At 68.0% G+C, this 25,885-nt stretch carries 28 protein-coding genes; 18 read left to right on the plus strand and 10 right to left on the minus strand.

What is annotated here, in order from left to right; all coding sequences use genetic code 11:
- Positions 1-72 precede the first annotated feature (72 nt).
- Positions 73-312, plus strand: coding sequence for a DUF6400 family protein (locus tag BLV94_RS26105; protein WP_072949576.1), 240 nt, complete (start codon positions 73-75; stop codon positions 310-312).
- Positions 299-535: a hypothetical protein gene (locus BLV94_RS26110; protein WP_072949578.1), complete on the plus strand. Its 237-nt coding sequence runs from the start codon at positions 299-301 to the stop codon at positions 533-535. The genes BLV94_RS26105 and BLV94_RS26110 overlap by 14 nt, the downstream gene beginning before the upstream one ends.
- A gap of 19 nt (positions 536-554) precedes the next feature.
- Here BLV94_RS26110 and BLV94_RS26115 read toward each other — a convergent pair whose 3' ends face one another.
- Positions 555-1,337, minus strand: coding sequence for an IclR family transcriptional regulator (locus BLV94_RS26115; protein WP_072949581.1), 783 nt, complete (start codon positions 1,335-1,337; stop codon positions 555-557).
- Positions 1,338-1,535: 198 nt separating this feature from the next.
- Between BLV94_RS26115 and BLV94_RS26120 the strand changes: the two genes are divergently transcribed.
- From BLV94_RS26120 to BLV94_RS26135, 4 genes are all read left to right on the plus strand, one after another.
- Positions 1,536-2,303, plus strand: coding sequence for a CoA transferase subunit A (locus BLV94_RS26120; protein ID WP_072949583.1), 768 nt, complete (start codon positions 1,536-1,538; stop codon positions 2,301-2,303).
- Positions 2,300-2,962, plus strand: a complete 663-nt coding sequence (locus BLV94_RS26125; protein ID WP_072949585.1) for a 3-oxoacid CoA-transferase subunit B — start codon at positions 2,300-2,302, stop codon at positions 2,960-2,962. Before BLV94_RS26120 ends, BLV94_RS26125 begins: the two co-directional genes overlap by 4 nt.
- A gap of 32 nt (positions 2,963-2,994) precedes the next feature.
- On the plus strand, positions 2,995-4,194 hold the full coding sequence (locus BLV94_RS26130) for an acetyl-CoA C-acetyltransferase (protein WP_072949588.1): 1,200 nt from the start codon (positions 2,995-2,997) through the stop codon (positions 4,192-4,194).
- 356 nt (positions 4,195-4,550) lie between these two features.
- Entirely contained in the window at positions 4,551-5,792 is a 1,242-nt protein-coding gene (locus BLV94_RS26135) for an IS110 family RNA-guided transposase (protein WP_072951796.1), read from the plus strand.
- A gap of 97 nt (positions 5,793-5,889) precedes the next feature.
- Here BLV94_RS26135 and BLV94_RS26140 read toward each other — a convergent pair whose 3' ends face one another.
- Positions 5,890-6,552 carry an enoyl-CoA hydratase-related protein gene (locus BLV94_RS26140; protein ID WP_072943521.1) on the minus strand — a complete coding sequence of 221 codons (663 nt, stop codon included), beginning with the start codon at positions 6,550-6,552 and terminating at the stop codon, positions 5,890-5,892.
- Entirely contained in the window at positions 6,552-7,187 is a 636-nt protein-coding gene (locus BLV94_RS26145) for a TetR/AcrR family transcriptional regulator (RefSeq protein ID WP_072943531.1), read from the minus strand. The genes BLV94_RS26140 and BLV94_RS26145 overlap by 1 nt, the downstream gene beginning before the upstream one ends.
- A gap of 154 nt (positions 7,188-7,341) precedes the next feature.
- On the opposite strand from BLV94_RS26145, the gene BLV94_RS26150 reads away from it, so the two are divergent.
- Both BLV94_RS26150 and BLV94_RS26155 read left to right on the plus strand, forming a co-directional pair.
- The gene (locus tag BLV94_RS26150; protein ID WP_072943532.1) at positions 7,342-8,784 is read left to right on the plus strand and encodes a sugar porter family MFS transporter; all 1,443 of its coding nucleotides are present in this window, start codon (positions 7,342-7,344) and stop codon (positions 8,782-8,784) included.
- A 36-nt stretch (positions 8,785-8,820) separates the two neighbouring features.
- Positions 8,821-9,180 carry a universal stress protein gene (locus BLV94_RS26155; protein ID WP_072943534.1) on the plus strand — a complete coding sequence of 120 codons (360 nt, stop codon included), beginning with the start codon at positions 8,821-8,823 and terminating at the stop codon, positions 9,178-9,180.
- Between the two features lie 43 nt (positions 9,181-9,223).
- On the opposite strand, the gene BLV94_RS26160 is transcribed toward BLV94_RS26155, so the two are convergent.
- Positions 9,224-10,300 (minus strand): LacI family DNA-binding transcriptional regulator, encoded by a 1,077-nt coding sequence (locus BLV94_RS26160; protein ID WP_244163662.1) that lies wholly within the window; start codon positions 10,298-10,300, stop codon positions 9,224-9,226.
- An 86-nt stretch (positions 10,301-10,386) separates the two neighbouring features.
- Between BLV94_RS26160 and BLV94_RS26165 the strand changes: the two genes are divergently transcribed.
- Complete coding sequence (locus tag BLV94_RS26165) at positions 10,387-11,571, plus strand: Gfo/Idh/MocA family protein (RefSeq protein ID WP_072943536.1); 1,185 nt, start codon at positions 10,387-10,389, stop codon at positions 11,569-11,571.
- A 1-nt stretch (position 11,572) separates the two neighbouring features.
- Positions 11,573-12,574 (plus strand): Gfo/Idh/MocA family protein, encoded by a 1,002-nt coding sequence (locus BLV94_RS26170; protein ID WP_072943537.1) that lies wholly within the window; start codon positions 11,573-11,575, stop codon positions 12,572-12,574.
- Positions 12,575-12,580: 6 nt separating this feature from the next.
- On the opposite strand, the gene BLV94_RS26175 is transcribed toward BLV94_RS26170, so the two are convergent.
- The 5 genes from BLV94_RS26175 to BLV94_RS26195 form a co-directional block, all read right to left on the minus strand.
- Positions 12,581-13,210, minus strand: coding sequence for a nucleoside/nucleotide kinase family protein (locus BLV94_RS26175; RefSeq protein ID WP_072943539.1), 630 nt, complete (start codon positions 13,208-13,210; stop codon positions 12,581-12,583).
- A gap of 20 nt (positions 13,211-13,230) precedes the next feature.
- A complete protein-coding gene (locus tag BLV94_RS26180) occupies positions 13,231-13,644 on the minus strand; it encodes a hypothetical protein (protein WP_174705513.1) in 414 nt (137 codons plus the stop codon).
- Positions 13,645-13,777: 133 nt separating this feature from the next.
- A complete protein-coding gene (locus tag BLV94_RS26185; protein ID WP_072943540.1) occupies positions 13,778-14,920 on the minus strand; it encodes an RNA-guided endonuclease InsQ/TnpB family protein in 1,143 nt (380 codons plus the stop codon).
- Positions 14,921-15,058: 138 nt separating this feature from the next.
- Complete coding sequence (locus BLV94_RS26190; protein ID WP_143051420.1) at positions 15,059-15,364, minus strand: hypothetical protein; 306 nt, start codon at positions 15,362-15,364, stop codon at positions 15,059-15,061.
- Between the two features lie 282 nt (positions 15,365-15,646).
- Positions 15,647-17,149, minus strand: a complete 1,503-nt coding sequence (locus tag BLV94_RS26195; protein WP_072943838.1) for an APC family permease — start codon at positions 17,147-17,149, stop codon at positions 15,647-15,649.
- 161 nt (positions 17,150-17,310) lie between these two features.
- On the opposite strand from BLV94_RS26195, the gene BLV94_RS26200 reads away from it, so the two are divergent.
- Positions 17,311-17,940 carry a TetR/AcrR family transcriptional regulator gene (locus BLV94_RS26200; protein ID WP_072943544.1) on the plus strand — a complete coding sequence of 210 codons (630 nt, stop codon included), beginning with the start codon at positions 17,311-17,313 and terminating at the stop codon, positions 17,938-17,940.
- A gap of 9 nt (positions 17,941-17,949) precedes the next feature.
- On the opposite strand, the gene BLV94_RS26205 is transcribed toward BLV94_RS26200, so the two are convergent.
- Positions 17,950-19,563 carry an amidohydrolase gene (locus tag BLV94_RS26205; RefSeq protein ID WP_072943546.1) on the minus strand — a complete coding sequence of 538 codons (1,614 nt, stop codon included), beginning with the start codon at positions 19,561-19,563 and terminating at the stop codon, positions 17,950-17,952.
- 327 nt (positions 19,564-19,890) lie between these two features.
- On the opposite strand from BLV94_RS26205, the gene BLV94_RS26210 reads away from it, so the two are divergent.
- From BLV94_RS26210 to BLV94_RS26240, 7 genes are read left to right on the plus strand one after another with little or no spacing between them, the layout of a single operon-like run.
- Positions 19,891-21,258, plus strand: a complete 1,368-nt coding sequence (locus BLV94_RS26210; protein WP_072943547.1) for an MFS transporter — start codon at positions 19,891-19,893, stop codon at positions 21,256-21,258.
- Positions 21,259-21,279: 21 nt separating this feature from the next.
- Positions 21,280-21,924 carry a GntR family transcriptional regulator gene (locus tag BLV94_RS26215; RefSeq protein ID WP_072943549.1) on the plus strand — a complete coding sequence of 215 codons (645 nt, stop codon included), beginning with the start codon at positions 21,280-21,282 and terminating at the stop codon, positions 21,922-21,924.
- 17 nt (positions 21,925-21,941) lie between these two features.
- Positions 21,942-22,754: a carbon-nitrogen family hydrolase gene (locus tag BLV94_RS26220; RefSeq protein WP_072943550.1), complete on the plus strand. Its 813-nt coding sequence runs from the start codon at positions 21,942-21,944 to the stop codon at positions 22,752-22,754.
- A complete protein-coding gene (locus BLV94_RS26225) occupies positions 22,751-23,428 on the plus strand; it encodes a DUF2848 domain-containing protein (RefSeq protein ID WP_072943552.1) in 678 nt (225 codons plus the stop codon). Before BLV94_RS26220 ends, BLV94_RS26225 begins: the two co-directional genes overlap by 4 nt.
- Before the next feature lies 1 nt (position 23,429).
- Positions 23,430-24,887, plus strand: a complete 1,458-nt coding sequence (locus BLV94_RS26230) for a pyrrole-2-carboxylate monooxygenase subunit (protein ID WP_072943554.1) — start codon at positions 23,430-23,432, stop codon at positions 24,885-24,887.
- Between the two features lie 6 nt (positions 24,888-24,893).
- On the plus strand, positions 24,894-25,241 hold the full coding sequence (locus BLV94_RS26235) for a cupin domain-containing protein (RefSeq protein WP_016884597.1): 348 nt from the start codon (positions 24,894-24,896) through the stop codon (positions 25,239-25,241).
- Positions 25,242-25,248: 7 nt separating this feature from the next.
- Positions 25,249-25,773: a flavin reductase family protein gene (locus BLV94_RS26240; protein WP_072943556.1), complete on the plus strand. Its 525-nt coding sequence runs from the start codon at positions 25,249-25,251 to the stop codon at positions 25,771-25,773.
- Positions 25,774-25,885 lie beyond the last annotated feature (112 nt).

Below are 25,885 nucleotides of genomic sequence, written 5' to 3' on the forward strand. Positions count from 1 at the left end.
GCTCGAGTGACCCTGACCCCTTCGATGTCGGAGCCCGTTCGATGTCGGCGACTGCGAAACGAAGGTGACCACATGGGTAGCGACTCCGAACTCTCGTTCGCTCTCGACCTCACGCTGGACGAAGCGCGTCGGCGCACCGCTGTCCTCGAAGCGATCGGCGAGGACTGGGATCCCGTCGCCGTGCTGGCGGAGGAAGAGCGGGCCTACGACATGCTGTATTCCGGGCTCGACCCCGAGCAGCAGCGCATCTACGACGAACTGGTGCAGGCAGGTGTGCTCCCGGATCGGACGGTGGGCCGTGTTGCCGATTGATCCCACCGCGGACTTCTCCCGTCGTGCCTGGTTGCCCTGCCCGGGCTGCGACCACGGCTCGTCCTGCGGCGACTGCGGGTCCGGCCGCAACTGCCACCGGCACTGGCAGTACCTGCTGAGCAATCAGGGAACCACCGTGCACCTGCAGTGCCCCGACTGCACGCACGTGTGGAGCATCGACACCCGCCACGGGCGGCCGGGGCGTCGCCGGAAGGCCGCGTAGGCGGGGTCCGACCGCTGGTTCAGCCGCGGCTCCGCGGCCGGTCGGCGAGTAGCTGGGTGAGCCGGTGTGCCTCGCGGAGGAGGAATTCTCCCAGTTCGCGACGTCGTTCCTCACGGAACCGGCTCTCCACCCCGGTGATGCTCAGCGCCCAGGCCGGTGATCCCTGGGTGTCGAAGACGGCGGCGCCCATCCCCCAACTGCCCTCGACGAGCAGTCCGGGGTTGACGGTGTAGCCGTTGAGACGGGTCTCCGCGATGCGCTCGGCGATCTTCTCCCGGCTGTGCTGCGGCCCCCATTCGCCGGTGACGTCCGCGCGCGCCAGGTACTCGTCGATCTCGCGGTCCGGCAGGTGCGACAGGATGACCATCCCCGCCGTCGCCACCCCGAGCGGAAATCGGATTCCGATGTGCAGCACGTGCGAGCGCAGCGGGAAGCTGCCCTCCTCGCTCGCAATGCAGACCGTTTCGTCGCCGCGGCGAGCGGACAGGAACACGCTTTCACCGGTCTCGCGGGCGAGATCGCGGAGGATGTCGCGGGACCGGTCCGTGATGTCGTACCTGCTGGCGGCGAGCGAGCCGAGCAGGTACAGCTCGGGTCCGAGCGACCATTTGCCCGACTTCAGGTCGCGGTCGACCAGCCCCTCCTCGGCCAGCGAGACGAGGAGGCGATGCACGGTGGGGCGGGCGAGGCCCGTCTCCCGCGCCAGGGCGGACGTCGAGGATCCCGACGATTCGAGCGCCGCGACGGCCCGCAGGATCGATCCCACCCGGTGAATGACCTGTGGCCGCTGCGCCTCGTTCATGACCGGAGTATACGTCCACTCAGTGAACGCTCTTGTCCACGACGTCCAGACCGCGAGCAACATGTTCGATCTCCTTGAAATGCATGAAGCGACCCCTTTTAGTGGAGCAAAGCCCGTTGCAGGAGTCGTCCACTGAATGGACGAAATGTCGCGGGAAGGCGGTATCGCCGGGTTCGGCGGCCAGAAGAAAGGATGCACATGGGATCGAGAGTGTTCGACACCCCGGAAGAAGCTGTCGCGGACGTGTCCGACGGCGCGACGATCGCCGTCGGCGGATTCGGCCTGTGCGGAATCCCCGACTCGCTGATCCGCGCGCTCGCCGACTCGGGTGTCGGGAACCTCGAGGTCTACTCCAACAACTGCGGTGTGGACGACCACGGGCTCGGGATCCTGCTGGGCGCCCGCCAGATTCGCCGTGTCACCGCGTCCTACGTCGGCGAGAACAAGGAATTCGCCCGCCAGTACCTCTCCGGTGAGCTCGAGGTGGAACTCACCCCGCAGGGCACGCTGGCCGAACGCCTCCGGGCCGGCGGTGCGGGCATCCCCGCGTTCTTCACCCCCGCCGGTGTCGGCAGCCCGGTCGCCGACGGCGGCCTGCCGTGGCGCTACGCCGCCGACGGTTCCGTCGCGCTCGCGTCGCCCGCCAAGGAAACCCGGCAGTTTGGCGACAAGCGCTACGTCCTCGAACTCGGCATCACCGCCGACTTCGCCCTGGTCCACGCGCTGCGCGGCGACACCGCCGGCAACCTGGTCTTCGACAAGACGGCCCTGAACTTCAACCCCCTCGCGGCCATGGCCGGGAAGGTGACCATCGCGCAGGTCGAGGAACTCGTCCCCGCAGGCACCATCGATCCCGCCCAGGTGCACCTGCCCGGAGTCTTCGTTCAGCGCATCGTCGAGACCGGCCCCCAGAACAAGCGGATCGAGAAGCGGACAGTCAGCAGCACGGAAGGAGCCACTCGATGACCGGCACCAACGGATGGACACGTGACCAGATGGCCGCCCGCGCGGCCGCGGAGATGGTCGACGGCGAATACGTCAACCTCGGCATCGGACTGCCGACGCTCATCCCCGGATACCTCGGCACCGACGTCACCGTCACGTTGCATTCGGAGAACGGGATCCTCGGCACCGGCCCCTACCCCACCGACGAGAACGTCGACCCCGACCTGATCAACGCGGGCAAGGAGACGGTCACCGTCAACGCCGGAGCCGCGTTCTTCGATTCGGCGCTGTCGTTCGGCATGATCCGCGGCGGTCACATCGACACCGCCGTCCTCGGCGGCATGCAGGTTTCCCGCACCGGCGACCTCGCCAACTGGATGGTCCCCGGCAAGATGGTCAAGGGCATGGGAGGCGCGATGGACCTCGTGCACGGGGCGAGCCGCGTCATCGTCCTCATGGAACACACCGACCGGGACGGCAACCCCAAGATCATCGACACCTGCACCCTGCCGCTGACCGGCCAGGGCGTCGTCAACCGCATCATCACCAACCTCGCCGTCATCGACGTGGTCGGCGACGGCACTCTCGCCCTGCGTGAGGTCGCCCCCGGTGTCACCGTCGACGACGTCGTCGCTGCCACCGGAACCCCCCTCGAGATCCGCGAATCCGCGCTCGTCTGACCGACATTCGACACGACACCAAGGACACTTCCATGACTTCACGCACCAGGTCCGTCATCGTCGCCGGGGCCCGGACCCCCGTCGGCCGGCTGACGGGTTCGCTCGCCACCCTCTCCGGATCCGATCTCGGCGGCATCGCCATCAAGGGCGCCCTCAACAAGGCCGGCGTGGCACCGGAACTGGTGGAGTACGTGATCATGGGGCAGGTCCTCACTGCCGGCGCCGGTCAGATCCCGGCCCGGCAGGCCGCGGTCGCCGCGGGCATCCCGATGTCGGTGCCCGCCGTGACCGTCAACAAGGTGTGCCTGTCGGGTCTCGACGCCATCGCGCTCGCCGACCAGCTGATCCGCGCCGGCGAGTTCGACGTCGTCGTCGCCGGTGGGCAGGAGTCGATGTCCCAGGCGCCGCACCTGCTCCCGGGCTCACGGGGCGGGTTCAAGTACGGCGACACCACCCTCGTCGACCACCTCGCCTACGACGGCCTGTACGACATTTTCACCGACCAGGCGATGGGCGCACTCACCGAGACCCGGAACGCGACCACCGACAAGATCGGTCGCGAGGAGCAGGACGCCTTCGCCGCCGCCTCGCATCAGCGTGCCGCGGCCGCGTGGAAGAACGGCCTCTTCGACGACGAGGTCGTTCCCGTCACCATCCCGCAGCGCAGGGGTGAGCCGCTCGTCGTCACCGAGGACGAGGGCATCCGCGCCGACACCACCGCCGAGTCGCTGTCGAAGCTGCGTCCCGCGTTCAGCAAGGACGGCACCGTCACCGCCGGGTCCGCGTCGCAGATCTCCGACGGCGCCGCGGCCGTCGTGGTGATGAGCAAGGCCAAGGCCGAGGAACTGGGACTGGAATGGATCGCCGAGATCGGCGCCCACGGCGTCGTCGCCGGTCCGGATTCGACGCTCCAGCAGCAGCCCGCCAACGCCATCGACAAGGCCTGCGCCCGAGATGGACTCGACGCGTCCGCCCTCGATCTCGTCGAGATCAACGAGGCGTTCGCCGCCGTCGGCATCGAGTCGACCCGGCAACTCGGAATCGACCCGTCGAAGGTCAATGTCAACGGCGGCGCCATCGCCATCGGGCATCCGCTCGGCATGTCGGGTGCGCGGGTCGTGCTGCACCTCGCGCTCGAACTGAAGCGACGCGGCGGTGGAACCGGCGCTGCCGCGCTGTGCGGCGGCGGCGGACAGGGCGACGCCCTGATCCTCCACGTGCCGGGAGAATGACCCCTACTCTCGCCCAGTAGGTTTCGTATCAGCAATTCAGGGGCGCTTCGCTGGCCCCTCCGTGGGGACGGAAAATCTGAGCGTTGATCTCACCTGGGCGGGTGGTCACCCCTGGCCTGCGTCGCGGCGGAGGCGCACGATTTCAGGGTGCGTGTTGTGGTCGACCCCGATCCGTCTGTGGTGCCGGTGAGCCTGCGTGTCAGCATGGTGGCGGAGGGCCAATCTTCATCCGCGGGAACCGTGGATTGTTGCCTTCGAGCACGAGTGGGAGAGTTCTGTTTTCATCCCGCCCTCCCCTCAACGCGCACGCCTGCAACGGGCAGTGTCGCACATGAAGGGCGAGGGAGTGATCGGTGATGGAAGTGGTGCACCCGCGGTGCGCGGGAATCGACATTTCGAAGAAGGACGCGAAGGTATGTGTCCGGATCCAGGGCTCCGGGAGGAGGCCGACGAACGCGACGGTGACGACCTGGGGTGCGATGACCAACCAGATCCTGGCGTTGTGTGAGCATTTGCTGGCCGAGAAGGTCACCTGTGTGGTGATGGAGGCCACCGGCGAGTACTGGAAGCCCTACTACTACCTGCTCGAGGACACGCTGCCGGTGATGCTGGTCAACGCCCACGACGCTCGGAACATGCCAGGCCGCAAAACCGACGTCTCCGACGCTGCCTGGCTGGCCGACCTGGGCGCGCACGGGCTGCTGCGAGGATCACTGGTGCCGCCGCCTCCGATCCGCCGGCTGCGTGATCTCACCCGCGCTCGCACCGCGCTGACCCGCGACCGCGGCAGGGCGGTGCAGCGGATCGAGAAGGTCCTCGAGGACGCCGGGATCAAACTGTCCTCGGTCGCCACCGACATCATGGGTGTCTCCGGTCGGTTGATGTTGGAGGCCCTCATCGACGGATCCGACGATCCGGCGGCGATGGCGGATCTCGCGAAACGGCGGCTGCGGGTGAAGATCCCGGCCTTGACCGAGGCGCTGACCGGACGGTTCACCGCCCATCACGGGTTCTTGATCCGCATGCACCTGACTTTGATCGACCAGTACGGGCAGGCTCTAGGTGAGCTCGATGACCGGATCGCGGAGGCGATCGAGCCTTTTCGCGCGGCCCGGGACCTGCTGATCAGCATCCCGGGTTTCTCGACGGTCGTCGCTGAGGTGTTCCTCGCCGAGACCGGCGGCGACATGAGCGTGTTCCCGACCGCCGGTCATCTGGCCTCGTGGGCGGGGACCGCACCCGGCTCGAACGAGTCCGCGGGACGGGTGAAGTCGACCAAGACCCGGCCCGGCAACCGGCACCTGAAGGGTGCCCTCGGGACCGCAGCGCTGTCCGTGTCCCGCTCGAAGGGCACCTACTTCTCGGCCAAGTACAAGCGGATCGCATCCCACCGGGATCCGATGAAGGCGCTCGTCGCCGTCGAGCATGCGATGCTCGTCGCCGCCTGGAACATGCTCACCAACGGTGACCTCTACCGCGATCCCGGGGCCGACTACTTCACCCGACGCACCCCCACCAAGACAAGGGCCCGCGCGGTCGGCCAGCTCGAGGCACTCGGCTACCGCGTCATCCTCGAACCACTCGCCGACACCGCATAACCCACCACCGCCGGACCCGGTCAACCCGTCGTAATCCCGGCGGGTCACCGACCCCTGTCCTCACCCGCGGTGGTCACCTAATTTTCGTGGGAGCCGGTTATGACCGGCCCGTGGCGAGCGCGGCGACGGCCGGCGCGAACATGGTCGACTTGATCGCACCGAGCGTGCCGGCGTCCTTCCCCGCGAGCGGGGAGATCAGGTCGACAGCGGCACCCAGGACCGCGCCTTCGGGCGCGGTCCCGTCGACCAGCCCGCTGGTGTGCGCCTCGGTGCCGCCGTACCGGTGGCCGGTGGTCATTGCGGTGATCGCGGTCTGCGGCGTCAGCTTGGCCTGGATCAGCGCCGCCATGCCCGGGGTGAACGGGATGTGGATGTCGACCTCGGGGAAGCAGTAGAACCCGCGGTCCGACCGCATCACCCGGTAGTCGTGGGCGATTCCCAGCATGGCGCCCGCGCCGAACGCGTGCCCGTTGACCGCGGCCACCGTCGGCAGCGGGAGCGTCAGAATGCGGCTGAACAGGGCCTGCACGCGCCCGACGTACCAGTCCGCGCGGTCGCCGTTGGCCAGCAGCCACTCCAGGTCGAGGCCGTTGGAATAGAACTTTCCGGTGGCCGTGGTGACCAGGGCCTGCGCGCCGTGCTCGTGCGCGTCGTCGAGGAGACCGTCGACGGTGTCGAGCCACTCGGGGGAGAAACGGTTCTCGTCGTCGCCGAGGTCGAGGACGGCGATCTTGTCCCGGTAGGTCAGGGTGGCGGTCATCAGGAACCTTTCGTGGTGCTGTCGTGACGTTTCCCCGGGGGCGGGGGGTCGAGGGTGAGGACGGCGCGGACCGCCACCTCCAGGCGCCGGCGCACGGCGTCGTCCGGTTTCCGCCGGGCACGGAGCAGCAGTCCGGTGGGGAGTCCGACGACGCACGCTTCGATCACCTCGACCGCGCGACCGTCCCTGCGCCCCCACAACGCCAGCGCCAACCGGACGAACAGTTCGACGAGGACGGAGTCGAGGCGCGCCAACTCGTCCGCGACGTCCTCGGGGACGTCGGATCCGAGCAGTTCGTCGCGGCGCACGGTGAGCAGGAGTCGCGACGACTGCGGGAACTTCTCGGCGAAGCCGGCCGGGGTGTCGGCGGCCGCGACGACGGCGTCCACGGGACCCCGCTCCAGCGCGTGCTCGACCGATTGCTGTTGCAGGTCGAGGAATCGGTGCGCCGCCCGCAACCATGCGCGTCCGACGAGCCCTCCGCGGGAGCCGAATGCGTGATAGATGGCGCCGTTGGACATCTCCGTGGTGGCGGCGACCGCCCGCAGCGTCACCGCGCTCGGCCCGCCCTCGACGGCCAGCCGTTCGGCGGTGTCGAGCGCGGCGTCGAGGTCGTGGACGCGTGGCCTGGGCATACGTCGAACAATAACAGATCAAGCGTTCTATTACTCGTCGGTAGGTACTGGCCCTGCCGCGCAGTGGGAGCCGGTCGATGATCGGCTAGCCGTTGTGCTCCGAGTCACAATGGGTTAGCTTTGTCCGGACATAAACACATTACGTGTTCTGCACATGGAATACGTCGAGGAGATGTTCATGGCCAGCGATCTCACCCGAACTACCGCCCAGCACCTGCCCGCCGACGCGCCTGGACGGCACTCGCACAGGCTCGGCGTCATCGCCGTCGTCGCCACCTTCGGCGGCCTGCTCTTCGGATATGACACCGGAGTCATCAACGGCGCACTCGAACCGCTCAAGGAAGACCTCCAGCTCACCTCGTTCACCGAGGGCCTGGTGGTGAGCATCCTGATCTTCGGCGCCGCGATCGGCGCCCTCATCGGCGGCCGGATGTCCGACCGGTACGGACGCCGGCACAACATCCTGGTACTCGCGATCATCTTCATGATCGGCACGCTCGGCTGCGTGCTGTCCCCCACGTGGGAGATACTCGCACTGTTCCGCTTCATCCTCGGCCTCGCCGTCGGCGGCGCATCCGCGACCGTGCCCGTCTACCTCGCCGAGATCTCCCCCGCCGAACGGCGCGGCAGCGTGGTCTCCCGCAACGAAGTCATGATCGTGTGCGGGCAGTTCGCCGCATTCGTGATCAACGCCGTCATCTTCAACATCTGGGGTGAGCACGAGAGCGTCTGGCGCTTCATGCTCCTGATCGCCGTCGCTCCGGCCATCGTCCTGTTCGCCGGAATGCTGAGGATGCCGGAGAGCCCGCGCTGGCTGATGTCGCAGGATCGGCACGACGAAGCGCTCGCCGTGCTCCTCCAGGTCCGGTCCCCGGAGCGGGCGCGTGCCGAACTGGAGGAGGTCCAGGCGCTCGCGGAGGAAGAGAAGCTCGCGCAGACCGGCGGTCCCGCGGACCTGTCGGTGAAGTGGATCCGCCGCCTCATCTTCATCGGCGTCGGCCTCGGCGTGTTCCAGCAGGCCACCGGCATCAACTCGGTGATGTACTACGGCACCCAGCTGCTCGGCGACGCCGGATTCTCCTCCAACGCAGCCATTGTCGCGAACACCCTCAACGGACTGTTCAGCGTGCTCGGCGTCCTCACCGGCATCGCCCTGATCAACCGGATCGACCGTCGCAAGATGCTCATCGGCGGGTTCGTGCTCACCACCACGTTCCACCTCCTCGTCGGCCTGTCGGCCTTCCTGCTGCCCGACGGCACCGCGAAGGCCTATTTCATCCTCGTGTTCGTGGTTCTGTTCGTCTTCTCGATGCAGGGCACGATCGGTCCCCTGGTGTGGCTGATGCTGTCGGAGATCTTCCCACTGAAGATCCGCAGCTTCGCCATCGGCATCTGCATCTTCATGCTGTGGATCGCGAACGCGATTGTCGCGCTCGTCTTCCCGCCCCTCGTGGCAGCACTGGGAATCGCGGCCACCTTCTTCATCTTCGCGGGCCTCGGCGTGCTGGCTCTCGTGTTCATCACCACCCAGGTCCCGGAAACCCGCGGCCGCTCCCTCGAGGAACTCGAAGAGCAGTTCCGGCGCGAGTATTCGTGACCGTCTCCGCACCGAGTCCCGTGAAAGGTTGACCTCATGACAGTGCTCGTAGCAGTGACCGATACCTCCGAAGGATCGCACGCCCTCCTCGCCGGCAAGAAGGAAGCCGCGATGCTGGACACCGATCTGCTGGTGGTGAACCTCTCCCTCACCGAACCCGAAGAGGTGCACACCCTCGCGGACGACGGGGTGACCGTCCTCGACCGGATCGGCCGCGGCGACCGCGATCCCGCAACCGCGGTGCTGGATCTGATCGACGACCGGCCCGACATCGAACGCCTCGTGATCGGGGTCAAGCGCCGCAGCGCGGTCGGCAAGGCCCTCCTCGGCAGCGTGAGCCAGCGCCTCATCCTGCAATCACCGATCCCGGTTCTCGCGGTCAAAAGCCCTCAGTAGAAGCTGGTTTCACGTTCCAGCGCGGCGCCCGGCAGCAGGGAGGTCACCCCTTCCCGCCGCCGGGCGCCGCTGTCGAACGGCGAACACTGAGCGTCGGCGTGTGCAGGTGGATGCGCCGCGACTGCGTCGGTCGCTCCAGCCGCTGCAGCAGGAATTTCGCGGCCTGCGCACCGACCGCGAAATTGCCATTGTTGACCGACGTCAGCGACAGGTGCCGGATCCGTGCGAGATACGTGTCGTCGTACCCGACGAGCGAGAGGTCGTCGGGGACTCTCAGGCCGCGGTCGTCGGCCGCCGACAGCGCCCCGACGCACGTGACGTCGTTGAACGCGAGGATCGCCGTCGGCCGGGGTTCGGCATCGAGTACACGACCGGCCGCCACGTATCCGCTCTCCTCGGTCATGCCTGCGAACTGCACGGACGCGAGGTCGCCGCACCCGGCCTCGGTCATCGCCTCGGTGAATCCGTCGCGGCGCAGAGTGCCCACCACTCCGGGACCCTGCAGGTAGGCGATCCGCCGATGGCCGAGGTCCAGCAGATGCCGGGTGGCCAGCCGGGCACCGGCGATGTCGTCGTCCGCCGCGATGTCGACGTTCGGCAGACTCGGTTCGTGGGTTCCGGCGAGGACGACGGGGACGAGGGCCGCGGCCCGTTCGATCGCGGGGCCGGCGTCGGTGGTGCCCACCACCACCAACCCGTCGATCCGCTGTCGCAGCAGGGTCTCGACGGTATCCCGCCCGACGCGCTGATCCAGATGACTGTCGGCCAGCACCGGCGCGATCCCGACGGCGTCGAGCGTCGTCGTCATCCCCTCGAGCAGTTCGACGAACCAGGGGTTGCGGAGGTCGTTCAACATCACCCCGACTGTGCCGCTGCGCGATTCGGACAGTCCGCGGGCGATGGTGTTCGTCCGGTAGTCGAGTTCCTTCATGGCCTGCGTGACCATCTCGCGGCGGGCGGCGCTGACGTTCGCCTCGCCGCGGAGCACCCGGGACACCAGCGATTTCGACACCCCCGCCCGCGCGGCCACGTCGCGGATCGTCGGTGGGCGAAACGACGACGCTCCCGGCGCCACGTCCGCCGCCTCACCCTCGGCCGTGCCGCGATCTGATTCGTTCACGAGGGACAGCATATGGAGCCGGGGCCGTGTTACGCTCATCACACCTGGGACCGGTCCACGTTTGTCCCTTTCCGGAAGGAGTCGAGTTGAGCAAGCACGGAAGTTTGCGACTGTCCGCGGGCATGGTCGGCGGCGGACAGGGCGCCGACATCGGCAAGACCCACCGCTACGCGATGCGCCTGGACGACCGATACGACCTGCAAGCGGGAGTCTTCGGACGAGACAGCGCGTCGTCGGCGCAGATCGCGGAGAGCCTCGGCGTGACGGCCGAGCGCACCTACCGCGACCACCGGGAGATGGCCGAACGGGAATCCACCCGCGAGGACGGCGTCGACGTGGTGGCCGTGACCACCCCGAACGACAGCCACTTCGACATCGCGCGCACGTTCCTGGAGGCCGGCATCTCGGTGGTGTGCGAGAAGCCCCTCACCCGCGACTCGGAGTCGGCAGCGGAACTCGTCGCGATTGCCGAGTCGTCCGGCGCCATTCTGGCCGTCCCACACTGCTATTCGGCCTACGCCATGGTCCGGCACGCGGCCCGGATGGTGCGCGACGGCGACCTCGGACGCATCCGGTTCGTGGCGGTGGAACACGCGTCCGGCTGGGCGGCGACGCCCCTCGAACTCGGCGAGCACCGGCAGGCGCGGTGGCGTACCGACCCCGACATCGCGGGATTCCCCAGCGTCGTCGGCGATCTCGGTACCCACGCCTTCCAGCTGTTGCGCTTCGTCACCGGTCTCGAGGCGACCCGGGTATCGGCCGAACTGGACACCCTCGTCCCCGGGCGGCGGGTGTTCGACAACGCCACCGTGCGCCTCACCCTCTCCAACGGGGCACCCGCGACGCTCTGGGCGAGCATGGCCGCCACCGGCAACGAGCACGGCCTGCGCATCCGGGTCTTCGGCGACACCGCGAGCATCGAATGGCGGCACGAGGATCCACACCACCTGACGGTCCGCGACCTCGACGGCGCCACCACGATCCTCGCGCAGGGAATGCGCACGCTGTCCGAGGACGCCGCCCGGCTCACCCGTCCCGGTCTGGGACACCCCGAGGGCTTCCTCGAGGCGTTCGCGAACTTCTACCGCGACCTCGCGGACGAACTCCGCGCCCGCCGCGACGGCGAGCCCACCACCCTCCGCGATCTGTCCTTCCCCACCGGACGCGACGGGCTGATCGGCGTCCAGTTCGTCGAGGCGACGGCCGCCTCCGACGCCGCCGACTCGGCCTGGGTCGTTCCCGCTTTCGCACACGAAAAGGTCGGTATCTGACATGCAGCGTTTCGCCCTCATCGGAGCCGGGTTCATCGGCGGCGTTCACGGCGCCAACCTCGCGGCGCACACCGACGTCGACCTGGCACTCGTCTTCGACATCGACCTCGCGCGCGCGACGGACCTCGCCAAGCGGCACGGCAGCCGCGCGACCACCGATCTCGCGGAAGTCTTCGATTCCACGGCGATCGACGCCGTCTTCATCGCGTCGTCCACCGACACCCACGCCGAGCATCTCCGCACCGCGGCGACGGCGGGAATCCCGGCCCTGTGCGAGAAGCCCATCGACCTCGACCTCGCCCGCGCCATCGACATCGTGCGCTTCGCCGACTCCCGGTCGCTGCGGGCGATGGTCGATTTCAACCGCCGCTTCGATCGCGACTACGCCGAACTGCAGCGGGTCGTCGCGTCCGGCGAGATCGGCTCGGTGGAGCTGATCCAGATGACCAGCCGTGGCCCGGCGATGCCGCCGCTCGAGTACATCGCCGTCTCGGGCGGGCAGATGCGCGACCAGACCGTCCACTTCTTCGACCTGGCCCGGTGGATCTCCGGGCTCGACCCCGAGTCGGTGTTCGCGACCGGTTCCACACTGGCCGAACCCCGCCTCGCCGAGTACGGCGACGTCGACACGTCGGCGGTCACGCTGCGCCTGCCCGGCGGCGCACTCGTCCAGATCGACTCCACCCGGCGGATCGGCTACGGCTACGACGAACGCATCGAGGTGCTCGGTTCCACGGGCATGGTCGAGGCGCGACGTCAGCGCGCCGGGTCCGTTTCCCGGTACAGCGCGGGCCGCGTGGTCGACGACGGGATGCACGCGGGATGGTTCGAGAGGATCCGGGCCAGCTACCGCATCGCACTCGACCACTTCGTCGACGCACTGGAGAACGGTGCCGCCATCGGACCCACCCTGTCGGAGGCGTTGAAGGCGCAGGCGATCGCCGAGGCCGCGACCCGCTCTCTCACCAGCGGTCGCATGGAGGCGATCGACTACCCGGCCTGAACCCGGTCACACCGGGTCGCCGAGGACGACGACGTCGGCCCGGGCGCGGCCGGGTGCAACCAACGCGGCGTTGCGTTCGTCGCTGCGCCGCACCCACTCTCGCGCCTCGTCGGGTGACTTGCCGAACCGGATGTGCCGCTCGACGAGGCGGGCGACGCGCTCGTCCCCGTCCGGAGCGAGGAACCACGCTTCGTCGAGCAGGGCACGCACCGCCGACCACGGTCCTTCGTCGAGGAGGAGGTAGTTGCCCTCGGTGATCACCAGCGGAACGTCCGGCGGGACGGCGATCGCCCCGGCGTACGACTCCTCGACCTCGCGGTGGAACTGCGGGGCGTACACCGTCTCGCCGTTCGGTTCCCGGATCCGGTGCAGCAGTGCCACGTACCCGGCGGCGTCGAAGGTGTCCGGTGCGCCCTTGCGTCCGGCCCGGCCGAGGCGGGCCAGTTCCGCACTCGCCAGGTGGAACCCGTCCATCGGCACGACCACCGCGGACGACCCCAACCCCGCCAGCACCGCCGCGGCCACCGTGCTCTTCCCCGAGCCCGGCGGTCCCGCGATACCGAGAACGCGGCGCGTGCCCGGTTCGGCCAGCGCCCGGGCACGCGCGACGAGTCCCGCGAGTCGACCGTCGTCCATAGGCAGACCGTAGTCCTCGCTCAGCCGACCACTCGTGGTGCACGTATGGGTGCATCCTCCGTCGGGGCGGAACGCCAGGTCGTCCCGAGCACCGCGCTGATCAGCCGGTCCTGGACCGCCACGAGGATCAGCGTCATGAGACAGCCGTAACCGAAGACGACGAGCAGCCAGAGCAGGTTCAGTCCCGGCGCGCCGTCGACGAGCATCGGGGTCACCATCGTCACGAGCAGCGACTCGATCAGCCCCAGCAGCACCGCGGGTACGACTCCGAAGGGTGTGCGCCCCAGTAGGATCGGGTGCACCGACAGAATCAGGAAGATGACGAGGGCCACGCCGACCCCCATCATCAGTTCGAACGGCACCCCGGGCAGGGCGTCCTTGACGAGCAGGAACAACCCGGCCCAGCCGACGCCGCACGCGAAACTCGCGAACATCCCCAGCAGGGCCTTCGGCGGCGCCTGGAGCGTGAAGAAAAGCTTGACGTTCTCTCGGCCGTGAACGACCGAGATTCCCCTCCAGACTCGCGTCCCGAGGTTCCTGTTTCACCGACAGTCGCCTCCCCGCACTTTATGTGCGGGGCGGTCTCACACCGTCTCCGCAGGCTGCCACCGCCAGTCCTACGGCCAAAATATTCCTTGCCGCGTTCACATCCCGATCATGGACGACGCCGCACCGGCACGTCCACTCGCGCACGTCCAGCGGCATCGCCAAGGCGATCACCCCGCACACCGAGCAGGTCTTCGACGACGGACAGAACCGGTCGATCACCACCAGCCGGCGCCCGTACCAGTCGGCCTTGTACTCGAGCATCGACCGGAACTCGGACCACCCCGCATCCGAGATCGCCCGAGACAACGACCGATTCTTGACCATGTTCCGCACACTCAGATCCTCGATGGCGATCACTTGATTTTCGCGCACCAGCCGAGTGGAAAGTGTGTGCAGATAATCGCGACGCCGATCGGCGATCCGACCATGAATCTTCGCGACCTTCAGTCGGGCCTTGGCCCGGTTCCGGGATCCTTTCTCCTTCCTGGCCAGTGCTCGTTGCGCCTTCGCCAGCCGCTCGCGGTCCGCGCGCTCGTGTCGCGGGTTGGTGATCTTCTCCCCCGTCGACAGCGTGTACAGGTTGGTGATCCCGGCGTCGAGCCCGACCACCCGATCGGCCGGCTCGAGTTCGCTGATCGTGTCCTCGACGAGGATCGAGATGTGGTACTGACCACGAGCATTACGCGACACCGTCACCTGCGACGGCACCGCCCCCTCCGGTAGTGGCCTCGACCACCGAACGTCCAGGGGTTCGGACTGCTTGGCCAACCGGATCTGCCCGCCGCGGTAGGTGAAGCAGTTCGAGTAGTAGGTCGCCGACTCCTTCGACTGGCCCTTCTTCCTGAACTGCGGGTAGCGGGTCTGCTTGCGCCAGAACTTCTCGAACGCACCCTGCAACTGCCGCAGCGACTCCTGCAGCGGCCCCTTCGACGGCTCCGCCAACCACTCCGTCTCGACATCGCGTTTCCATCCGGTGAGCATCTTCGAGGTGTCCGCGTAGGTGACCCGTCGCTGCTCCTGCGACCACGCCTGCGACCGCTCGGCCAACGCCCGGTTGTAGACATACCGGGTGCACCCGAACGTCCGAGCAAGCTGTTCCGCCTGCACCGCAGTCGGATAGAAACGGTACTTGAACGCCCGCTTCACCACCCTCCCCGCCATGCCCCAGACACTAGCCCCAGGGTCCGACAAAGTCGGATCGGCCATCCCGGCCCTGAAGGACCGGGTTTGCGCCGAAAGACTCACGGATCAACCGTGTGCGGGAGGAGGAAGTCTGTGCTCCTCGCCGTGATCTCGCGTCTACGGCGCCACGTAGAACGTGCCGACGCTCGGTGTGCCGTACACGTCGTACAGGCCCGGGAGGTGCGCGGTCACGGTGACGACCACCTGACCGGGGCCGGTCGTGACCGCATCGCGATCAGGATGCTGATCGGTGATGATCCCGGACCCTCCGGTCGACAGATTGATCCACTGGAACTCGTATCCGTAGCCATCCGGGGTCGGATAGATCTGCCCGTGTCCGTGGTGGACGACGGGGTTGTAGAACGCGCCGCCGCGGGTCAGCGGCCAGCCGACCACCGTTCCGGGGATTTGGAGGGTGGTCACGCCGTCGAACTGTGGCGATTCGGCATTCGCCGGCACCGAACACCCGATCCATGCGCTCACCGCGAGCACCCCGATCGTCAACTTTCGCACTACTCGACTCACGTCGATCCCTCCCCTGGTTCGGATTCCCGGGATATGTCCGAATCCGACGAGGATTCGTTACGGAAGGGGTACGGCTCTGACGAGGCGCAGCGGGTCGACGTTTCTATCGGTCGGGCCCCTGTCCTGGGCCGACTCGGCGCGAGGTCCACCTGAACCAGAGGGTCCGGGGAGCGGACACGTCTAGGTCACCGTGCCCGGCGGGATCGGATTGCTTACTTCTTCGGGCGCGACCGAGGGCTCGGCATCCACGTCTGTGGTGCCCAGCCGGGCGTAGAGGTCGGGGTTGCGTCGCGCGAGCCGCGTGCCGAGCGCCAACCCGACCGCCAGGCTGACCGGCGTGACAGCGACGAGGATCGTGTTCACGGCGGGTCCAGCGGCGGTGAGCAGGTCCATCTTGGCCACGATCAGCCACGTCGCGTACATCAACATGGCGAGGGCGGCCGCGGGGGCAATCCGGACCCTCCAGACCGAATGCCCGCGGCGATCACGCCAGAAGAATGCGAGAACGGCTGCGGCGGCCATGGCCTGGAGGACGACGATGCCCACGACGCCGGGCGAATTCACCCAGAGCAGGAGCTGGAGGTAGGGGTCGGCGCCTGCGAGCGCGAACCCGGCGATCACGATCGCCGCGAGCAGACTCTGCACGGCGCTCGCCACATACGGCGACTTGTAGACCGGGTGTAGCTTGCCGAGCACCCGGGGAAGTACGTGCTCGCGCGACAACGCGAAGGCGTAGCGGGTGATCGCGTTGTGGAACGCCAGCAGGCTCGCGAGAATACTCGTGATGATCAGCAGTTCCATGAGCGTGCTCGCCCAGCCACCGACGTAGTTCTCGATGGCGTCGAAGTACATTGCGGCGGGGTCGGAGGCGGCGAGCGCGAGCGCCTGATCGGGGCCGTAGGCCTGGATGATGATCCACACCATGAAGGCGTAGAAGAGGCCGAGGAACGCGACCGCGAGGTACGTCGCCCGGGGGATCGTGCGGGACGGGTCCTTCGCCTCCTCCCGGTACAGGGCGGTCGCTTCGAACCCGATGAACGCGGCGAACGCCAGCGTCAGTACCCCGCCCAGGCCGGGGCTGAACACGTGGGCGGGAGCGAACGACTCGACACCGAGGCCCTCGGCACCGCCGCGAAGGAGGACTGCGACGGCGAGCAGGACCAGAATCCCGGTCTCGGCGCTCAGCAGCAGGATCAGGAACCGCGCGCCGACATGGACCGACCGCGACCCGAGGAACCAGATGAGCCCGACGCCGATCAGCGACCACAGCCCCCACGGAAGGTCCAGGCCGACCAGATCCGCCATGGTGGACTGGGTGAAATACCCCAGGGCGCCGAAGATCCCGATCTCGAGGGCGTTGTAGGACACGAGGGCGAGGACCGCGGCGGCCAGACCCCACCGGGGGCCGAGCCCGATCGAGATGTACGAGTAGAACGCTCCCGCGTTGTGGATGTACTTGCTCATCGCGGTGAAGCCGATCGCGAACACGCCCAGCGCGAGCCCGGCCAGGATGTACCCGCCGGGCGCCCCGATGCCCCCGACGTTCAGCGCCAGGGGCGCGACGCCCGCCATCACCAGCAACGGCGCGGCGGCCGCGACGACGAAGAACACGATGCCGGCGGTGCCGAGGGCGCCGCCCTCGAGTTGCGCGCCGGAGGCGGGTCCGGGTGCGGTTTTCTTCATGAGGAACTTCTCCAGTCCGGGCAAGGGCGCGACGGCGGGGAAACCAGGGCGCGGATACGCGACGAGAAACAATCGAATGTGTTTCGATTAGACTAGAACGAAGTGACCGGCGCCACAAGGGCATAATCGAATGAATTTCGATTGGAAAGGTGGGTGCAGCGATGGGCAGACCCCGCGTCGCACGCCTGGACCGCGAACGAATCGCGGAAGCGGCACTCGAACTGGTCGATCGCGACGGCGACTTCCGGATGCCGGATCTGGCCCGGCACCTGAACGTGCAGGTGTCGTCGATCTATCACCACGCCAAGGGCCGCGCCGCCGTCGTCGAACTGGTGCGCCACCGTGTCGTCCGGGAGATCGACGGATCGTCGTTCGAGCGCCTGCCGTGGGACGAGGCCCTGTCCGAGTGGGCGCGGTCGTACCGGGCAGCGTTCAGCCGGCACCCCACGGCCATCCGCCTCCTCGCCACCGAGACGGTGCGCGATCCCGGTTCGCTCTCGGTGTATCACTCGGCGGCCGCCGGTCTGCGCGACGCCGGCTTCCCGGACGACCACATCATGGCCGTCATCACCGCCGCGGAGAATTTTCTCCTCGGGGCCGCCCTGGACGCGGCCGCACCGGAGGTCATGATCGAAGCGGACGCGACGACGGCCGACGATCCGCTGACCCGGGCGCTCGCCGCCGCACCACGCGGCCCGGAGCGGGCCGAGCAGGCGTTCGAACTCGGCCTGGCGGCACTACTGGCGGGCTTTCGCGCCCTCCTGCAGGACCGCGGCGCGGTGCGGCGGTAGCACCGGGCGTCAGTGAACCCGCTTGCCGCCCAGCCAGGTCCGGGTCACGGCGAGCTCGCCGAGCGCCTGCGTGGACGACAGGTCGTACGGATCGACCGGCAGCTGAATCATGTCGGCGCGCATTCCCGGCAGCAGCCGGCCCCACAGGTCCTCCTCGAATCCCTGATAGGCGACGCCGGCCGAATACGCGGCGAGGGCCCGTTCGAGGCCGACGCGTTCCCGCGGCAGCCATCCCTCCGACGGGATGCCGGACGGTGTCTGCCGGTGAATCGCGGTGGCGATGCCCCTGATCGGCTCGTACGCGGTGATGGGCCAGTCGCTGCCGAAGGCCACCCGCGCGCCGCGCTCGGACAGCGTTCCGATCCGATACTGCTGCGCGCTCCGCTCGGCGCCGATTCGCGGGATCGTCAATTCCGTCATCAGGGCGTCGAGTTGGGCCCACAACGGCTGGAAGTTGGCGACCACCCCGAGCGACGTGAACCGGTCGAGGTCTTCGCCGTCGACCAACTGCAGATGCGCGATGGTGGCGCGACGATCACGAGGACCGTTGCACCGGTCGGCGTATTCGATCGCGTCGAGCGCCATGCGCACCCCCGCATCGCCGATGGCGTGGATGTGGATCTGGAATCCGAGCCGGTCCACCTCGGCCGCGGCCCGGCACAGCTCGTCCGTCGTCCAGTTGCTGATGCCGTGGGAGTGCGGACAATCCGTGTAGGGCGCCAGCAGGGCTGCGGTGCCTGCCTCGATCACGCCGTCCGCGAAGAACTTGACCGTTCCCGCCTTGACCGTGTCGCCGCCCCGTTCCCCGACCCGCTTGCGTGCCACGGCGAACGCGTCCCGGTCGGCCTCCCAGCCCTCCGGGGTGGCGCGGAACGCGAGATTGGCACGGGTGGCGAGCAGTCCGCGGTCCGCGGCCGTCAGCCACACGTCGACGTCGTCCAGTTCGGTCCACGCGTCCTGCACCCACGTGATGCCCGCGGCGGCAAGCATCCTCGACACCGACGCGAGCGCGTCGACCCGGACGTCGAGAGTCGCCTCCGGCACCAGCGCGAGCACCGGATCGATCGCACCCCATTCGCGCAGAGTGCCGAGCAACTCGCCGTCGGCGGTCCGCACGATCTCGCCGCCCGCCGGGTCCGGGGTGTCCCGCGTCAGTCCGGCCCGCCGCAGCGCCGCACTGTTGACCCAGGCGGTGTGATGGTCCATCGTGCGCAGGACCACCGGCCGGTCCGGGACCACGCTGTCGAGCCAGCGCGCCTCGAAGCGCCCGCCGGGCGCGAGCGTCGGCGACACTCCGTCCCCGAAGACGCACTCGGCCCCGGGGTTCTCGTCCGCCCAGCGGCGCACCTCGTGCAGGACCTCCTCGACGCTGCCGCAGTCGCGGATCGCGGCGCCGCGCAATCCGAGGCCGCCGAGCAACGGGTGGACGTGCCCGTCCCCGAACGACGGCAACAACGCGCCGCCGCCCAGGTCGATCACCTCGGTACCGCTCGCCCGCAGGGCACGGGCCCGCTCACCCAGCGCGACCACGCGACCGCCGGACACGGCGAGCGCGTCGGTGACGGGTAGGTCGGGATCGCCGGTGTGCACCGTGCCTCCGACGACCAGCAGTTCGGCGTCCACGGTCCCTCCTTCAACTAATCGAATATGATTCGATTAAGCTAGGTCGTGCGCGGGCCGACGTCAAGAGATGCCGGGTCACGGGGATGAAACGGAGAGTCCGGACCCCTCTTGCGGATCGTAGACCGGTCGTATACAACTGGTGTACGGCCTTTGGTGATCGGCTTCACAGCCGGACGGAGGCAAGAAAAAAAGCGGGCTCGGCGGCTGTTGGAGCAACCACCGAGCCCAGGCAGCACCATCTGCGCGACCGTTCGAGTCGCCTACTTGGAGGTAGGCGCAAGGACGTGCAGCTCGTCACGTAGCGACGATTCGACCTAGGAGTCGACTATGGCAACCGCCAACGACAAATCTATCAATCGCAGACCACACACCAGCCTGCCCGTCATCGCAGGTTCGAGCCTCGCCGGAACCGCAGTCGAGTGGTACGACTTCTTCCTGTACGGAACAGCGGCGGCACTGGTGTTCAACAAGCTGTTCTTCCCCACCGAAGATCCCCTGGTGGGCACCATGCTCGCGTTCGCCACCTACGCGGTCGGGTTCGTGGCGCGCCCGCTCGGCGCCGCGGTGCTCGGGCACTTCGGGGACGTCAAAGGCCGGCGCGCCACCCTGATCGCCAGCCTGATGCTCATGGGAGTGTCGACCTTCCTCATCGCGTTCCTGCCCACCTACGCGTCCATCGGCGTCGCCGCACCGCTGATGCTGGTGCTTCTGCGGCTGGTGCAGGGCTTCGCGCTCGGCGGCGAGTGGGGTGGCGCCGTCCTGCTGGTGTCCGAACACGGCGATTCGACGAGACGGGCGTTCTGGTCCGCGTGGCCCAATCTCGGTCCGCCACTGGGCAATCTGCTGGCTGCCGGGGTACTCGCGGTCCTCGGTTCCACGCTGTCGGAGGACGCGTTCCTGTCGTGGGGGTGGCGGATCGCCTTCGGACTGTCGGCGCTCCTGGTGATCATCGGTCTGGTGTTGCGACTGTACGTCGCGGAGACCCCGCTGTTCGAGCAGTCGCGGGACACCGCGCCTGCCGAGAAGAAGGGCATGCCGCTCGCCGCGGCCGTCCGGGGACACTGGCGCCAGATCCTCCTCGCAGCCTTCACCCGCTTCGGCGAGAACGCCGGCTTCTACATCTTCTCGCTGTTCGTCATCACCTACATCACCCAGATCCTCGAACTCGACCGCAGCACCGGATTGAACGCCGTCATGATCGGTATGGTCGTTGCGCTGGTGACGATCCCGATGTTCGCCGTGCTCGCCGACCGGATCGGCCGGCGACCGATCTACATCGGCGCGTCCGCCGCCACCATCGTGTGGGCGTTCGTGTTCTTCGCCCTGCTGGACACGAAGAATCCGGCGGCGATCACCCTCGCGGTGGCGGTGGGGCTGCTGATCTTCGCGGCCTACAGCGCCGTGATCGGCGCGTTCTTCTCCGAACTGTTTCCCACCGAGGTCCGGTACTCCGGAGTCTCGCTGGCCTACAACCTCGCGTCGGTCCTCGCCGGTTCGCTGGCCCCGATCATCGCGATCGCGCTCTACACCCGGTTCGGCACCGGATACGCCATCGGTGCCTACCTCGCCGCCATGGGAGTCATCTCCCTGATCGCCTCACTCCTCGCGCGGGAAACGCAGTCCGTGGATCTCGCAGCCGTGGGTGACGAGGCGACGTCCCGGACGCCGGAAACGCCTGCGTCCGTCATCAACTGATTCTCCTCGAAGGGGCAAGCCATGACGACATCGAAGACCACCGGAGCAACCGCACCGGAGCTGGCCTACGAGTGGCTGAAGAACACCATCATCACCTTGCCCCGCGACGAAGAGATGTTCCTGTCCGAAGCGCAGGTCGCCGCGTCCTCCGGCATCTCCCGAACCCCCGTGCGAGAAGCGTTGCTGCGCCTCGAGGCCGAAGGCTTCATCCGGCGAGTACCCCACAAGGGCGCGTTCATCCCGGCGTTGTCCGACAGCGACGTCGAAGCCATCATGCAGGCCCGCCGAGTGGTCGAGGAATGGTCCGTCACCGAAGTCGCGCCCCAACCGGGCCTGGTGCCGGACCGGCTCCGCATCCTCCTGGAACTGCAGGAGAACGACACCGACCCGGTCGACTTCATCGCACACGACCTCGAATTCCACACGGCCATCATCCGCGCGGCCGGCAACCCACTGATGAACAACTTCTACAGCTCGCTGCGGGACCGTCAGATGCGGATGGGAATCCGCATCGTCATGGCCGACGAAACCCGCAAGAAGCAGGTCCTCGTCGAGCACCGCGCCATCGCCGACGCGATCGCGGCCGGAGATCCCGCCGCTGCGGTCCAGGCGGTGCGGGAACACCTCGACACCACGCTGCAATCCATGAAACGGCCGAACATCTAACGGCACGAAGGAAACCCATGAAGATAGCCCTGGCCCAGCTGGCCAGCCCCGATTCCGAAACCCCCGCGCACCGGCTCGAACGCGTGCGCCACCTCCTGACCGGACTCGACGAGCGCGTCGACCTGATCGTTCTGCCCGAACTGTGGCGCGTGGGATACAACCACTTCGACGACTACGCCTCGGCCGCCGAAACTCTCGGCGGCGGCACCGTCCAGGTTCTGGCCTCCGTCGCCGTCGAACGGCGCTGCTACATCCACGCCGGCAGCATCGTCGAACAGGGTGAAGAGGGCAGACTGCGCAACACGGCGGTCCTGATCGGCCCGGACGGCCAGATCCACCACCACTACAGCAAAGTTCACGTGTTCGGATACGCCTCCCTCGAAGCGCAACTCCTGCAGCCGGGAACGCAGATCCACACCACCGACACCCCGTTCGGCCCGATCGCGGCCACCACCTGCTACGATCTGCGATTCCCCGGACTGTGGACCGAATTGGTCGCCGCCGGAGCGAAACTCGTCATCGTGCCCGCGGCCTGGCCCAAGGCCCGCAGGGAGCACTGGCGACTGCTGACGTCGGCCCGCGCCGTCGACAACCAGGTCTTCGTGATCGCTTGCAACGCCACCGGGACCCACAATTCCGTCGAACTCGGCGGCCACAGCCGGATCGTCGACCCGTGGGGAACGGTGATCGCCGAGGCCGATTCGTCCGAGGGCATCACCATCGCCGAGATCGACCCCACCGCGGTCGACCGCACCCGCGCCGAGTTCCCGGTCCTGAACGACCGGCTCGACGACTACAGCTTCCTCAACCGCAGAAAGGTCCTGTCATGACCGGCGCCACCACGCAGGTGCTCACCTTCGACACCCTCGACTCTTCCGAGACCCTGCGATTCGACGACGTCCGGACCCTGGTCGCCGGATACACCGGCCGCGACGAAGCGGCGGTGCAACATCACATCGACGAACTCGCCGCCATCGGTGTCGCACCGCCGGCGCAGGTCCCGATGTTCTACCCCGTCGAGATCGCGACGATCACCACCGCGACGCAGGCCCCGGTCACCGGCGCGCACACGTCGGGCGAGGTGGAGCCGGTGATCCTGCGGCACCGGGGGCGGTACTACCTCGGTGTCGGCTCCGATCACACCGACCGGCAACTCGAGACCGTCGACATCGGCGACTCCAAGCGGGCGTGCCCGAAGCCGGTGGGCCCGGCCGTCGTCGAAATCGAGGACTGGGCGTCGTTCGACTGGGACGCGTGCCGGGCCCGGTCGTGGGTCGACGGAGTGCTGTACCAGGACGGCACGCTGGCCAATCTCCGTACCCCGCACAACCTTCTGCAGATCTTCGCCGACCGGATCGGCGACACCGGCGAGGACCTGCTCTGCTTCGCGGGCACCCTGCCGCTGCTCGACGGGAAGTTCACCGCCGGACACCGGTGGGACCTCGAACTCACCCTGCCCGACGGCCGGACCCTCACCCACACCTACACCACCGAAGGACACTGACATGCGCACCGGAGCCGACTACCTGGCCTCCCTGAACGACGGGCGAGTCGTGCTCGTCGACGGGGAGAAGATCGACGACGTCACCACCCATCCGGCCTTCGCGCCCGTGACCCGGACCATGGCGGAGATGTTCGACCTCGCCGCGGACGAGGCCAACGGCATGCAGTACGTCGCCCCCGAAACCGGGAACCCGGCCAATCGGGTGTTCTCGATTCCGCGGTCGCGGGAGGAACTCGCGCAGCGACGGGAGGCGATCGAGCGGTGGGCGCGGCACACGCACGGCTGGATCGGCCGCAGCCCCGACCACGTGGGGACGTTCCTGGCCGCGTTCGCGGCGCATCCCGAGGTGTTCGCCGCCGAGGGTGACCACGATTTCGGGGCGAACGTCTCCGCGTTGTACCGGCGCCTGCTCGACGAGAACCTCTACGTCTCGTACGCGATCATCCCGCCACAGGTCTCCCGCGCGACGACGGCGTCGGGCTGGGAGGGCGAATACCTGCAGGCCGGCGTGGTCGAGGAGACCCCGGAGGGTCTGGTCATCCGCGGTTCGCAGATGCTTGCCACCGGCGGCGCGATCGCCGACGAAATCTTCGTCTCGTGCATCAAACCGCTCGGCCCGGACGACAAGGACTTCGCCGTCGGCTTCGTCGTCCCGGCCAACGCCCCCGGCCTCAAGCAGTACGTCCGGCGCCCGTACATCCCGGCCGCGACGAGCTCGTTCGACTACCCCCTGACCTGCCGCTACGACGAGCCCGACTCGCTCCTCGTCTTCGACGACGTCCTCGTGCCGTGGGATCGGGTGTTCGTCGACCGCGACACCACCGGTGTCCGCCGGCAGTTCTTCGAGACGGGCGCACACGTTCTCGGCAACTGGCAGGCGCAGATCCGGTTCGCGACGAAGCTGGAATTCATCGCCGGCGTCGCGCGTCGCGTCACCCAGGTCAACGGCGTCGACAAGATCCCCAGCGTGCAGGAAAAGCTCGGCGAACTCGCCGCGCTCGTCAGCGGGGTCCGGTCCGCGGTGCTGGCCGCCGAATACACCGCCGAGCCGGATTCGGCGGGGATGTGGCTGCCGGGCAGGCAGGCCCTGTACGGGTCGATGGGCCTGCAGTCGGAGATCTACCCGCGGGTGATCGCGATCCTGCGTGACCTCGTCGGCGGCGGCGTGCTGCAACTCCCGTCGAGCGTCAAGGACCTCACCAGCCCGCTGACGTCCCGCGACATCGAACACTACGTCCAGTCCCCCGGTGTGCCGTCCGAGGAACGCATCAAACTCTTCAAACTGGCCTGGGACATCATCGGCTCCGAATTCGCCGGACGACACCAGCAGTACGAAATGTTCTACGCCGGCGCCCCCTTCGTGGTGAAGGGCGCGTACACGTACCGCAACTACGACTACGACAGCGCCGTCGCGGCAGTGCAGCAGTTCACCGACGGATACAAAGCGGAAAGCGAGTAACCCCTCATGGCCAAGCCCGAATTCGAATTCTTCCCGGTCACCGACGTCGAGTGGACCGTGTGTCCGGGTGACGATCCGAAGATCACCGAACGTATCCTCGCCAAGGACCCCGAAGGCAACGTCGCCACCCGGATCCTGCGCTACGAACCCGGCGCCGACTCCACCCCCATGGGCGTGCAGAAGCACGATTTCTGGGAGGAGGTCTACATCCTCGAGGGATCGTTCACGGACCTCACCCTCGGCGAGACGTTCACCGCCGGAATGTACGCGTGCCGGCCGCCGGGCATGCCCCACGGTCCCTGGAGCACGGACGAAGGTGTCGTCACCTTCGAAGTCCGGTACCACAGTAAGTAGGCCCGCGATGACCCTTCCGGCATTCCACGCCCCCACCCCCACGGACATGCGGCGCAGCATGGGCCGGTTCACCACCGGGGTCGCCGTCGTCAGCGCCGACGACGGGGACGGCGACCCCAGCGCCATGACGATCAGCTCCCTGACCTCGATCAGCCTGGACCCGGCGATCCTGCTCGTCTCGCTCACCCACGGCTCCCGCACCACCGAGGCCGTGGAGGCCGCGGGCTCGTTCGCCGTCTCGATCCTCGGGTCCCGCCAGGAAGCACTCGCCCGGCGGTTCGCCACCCGCGGCGGCGCCCGATTCGACGATCTGCCCTGCGATCGCAGCCGCTCGGGCCTGCCGCTGATCAAAGACGCTCTGGCCCAACTCGAATGCAGGATCCACAGCGCCCACGACATCGGCGACCACCGCGTCTTCTACGGTGAAGTCACCGACATGCGCTGCCGCGAAGGAACCGGCCTGGTGTTCTATTCGGGGCGGTTCGGCGACTTCCACGACTTCGGCCACGACGAGGTCCCCTGGTTGTTCTGATCGGCCCGCCGCGGACCTGCTCGCCGGCGCATCACTTGTGGTGCGCCGGCGATCGGCGTTGCACCGAAATTGTGCAACAATAGTGCACGTCAGCACGGACCTGATCGACTCA

The organism is Rhodococcus koreensis, assembly GCF_900105905.1.
GTDB classification, from domain to species: domain Bacteria; phylum Actinomycetota; class Actinomycetes; order Mycobacteriales; family Mycobacteriaceae; genus Rhodococcus_F; species Rhodococcus_F koreensis.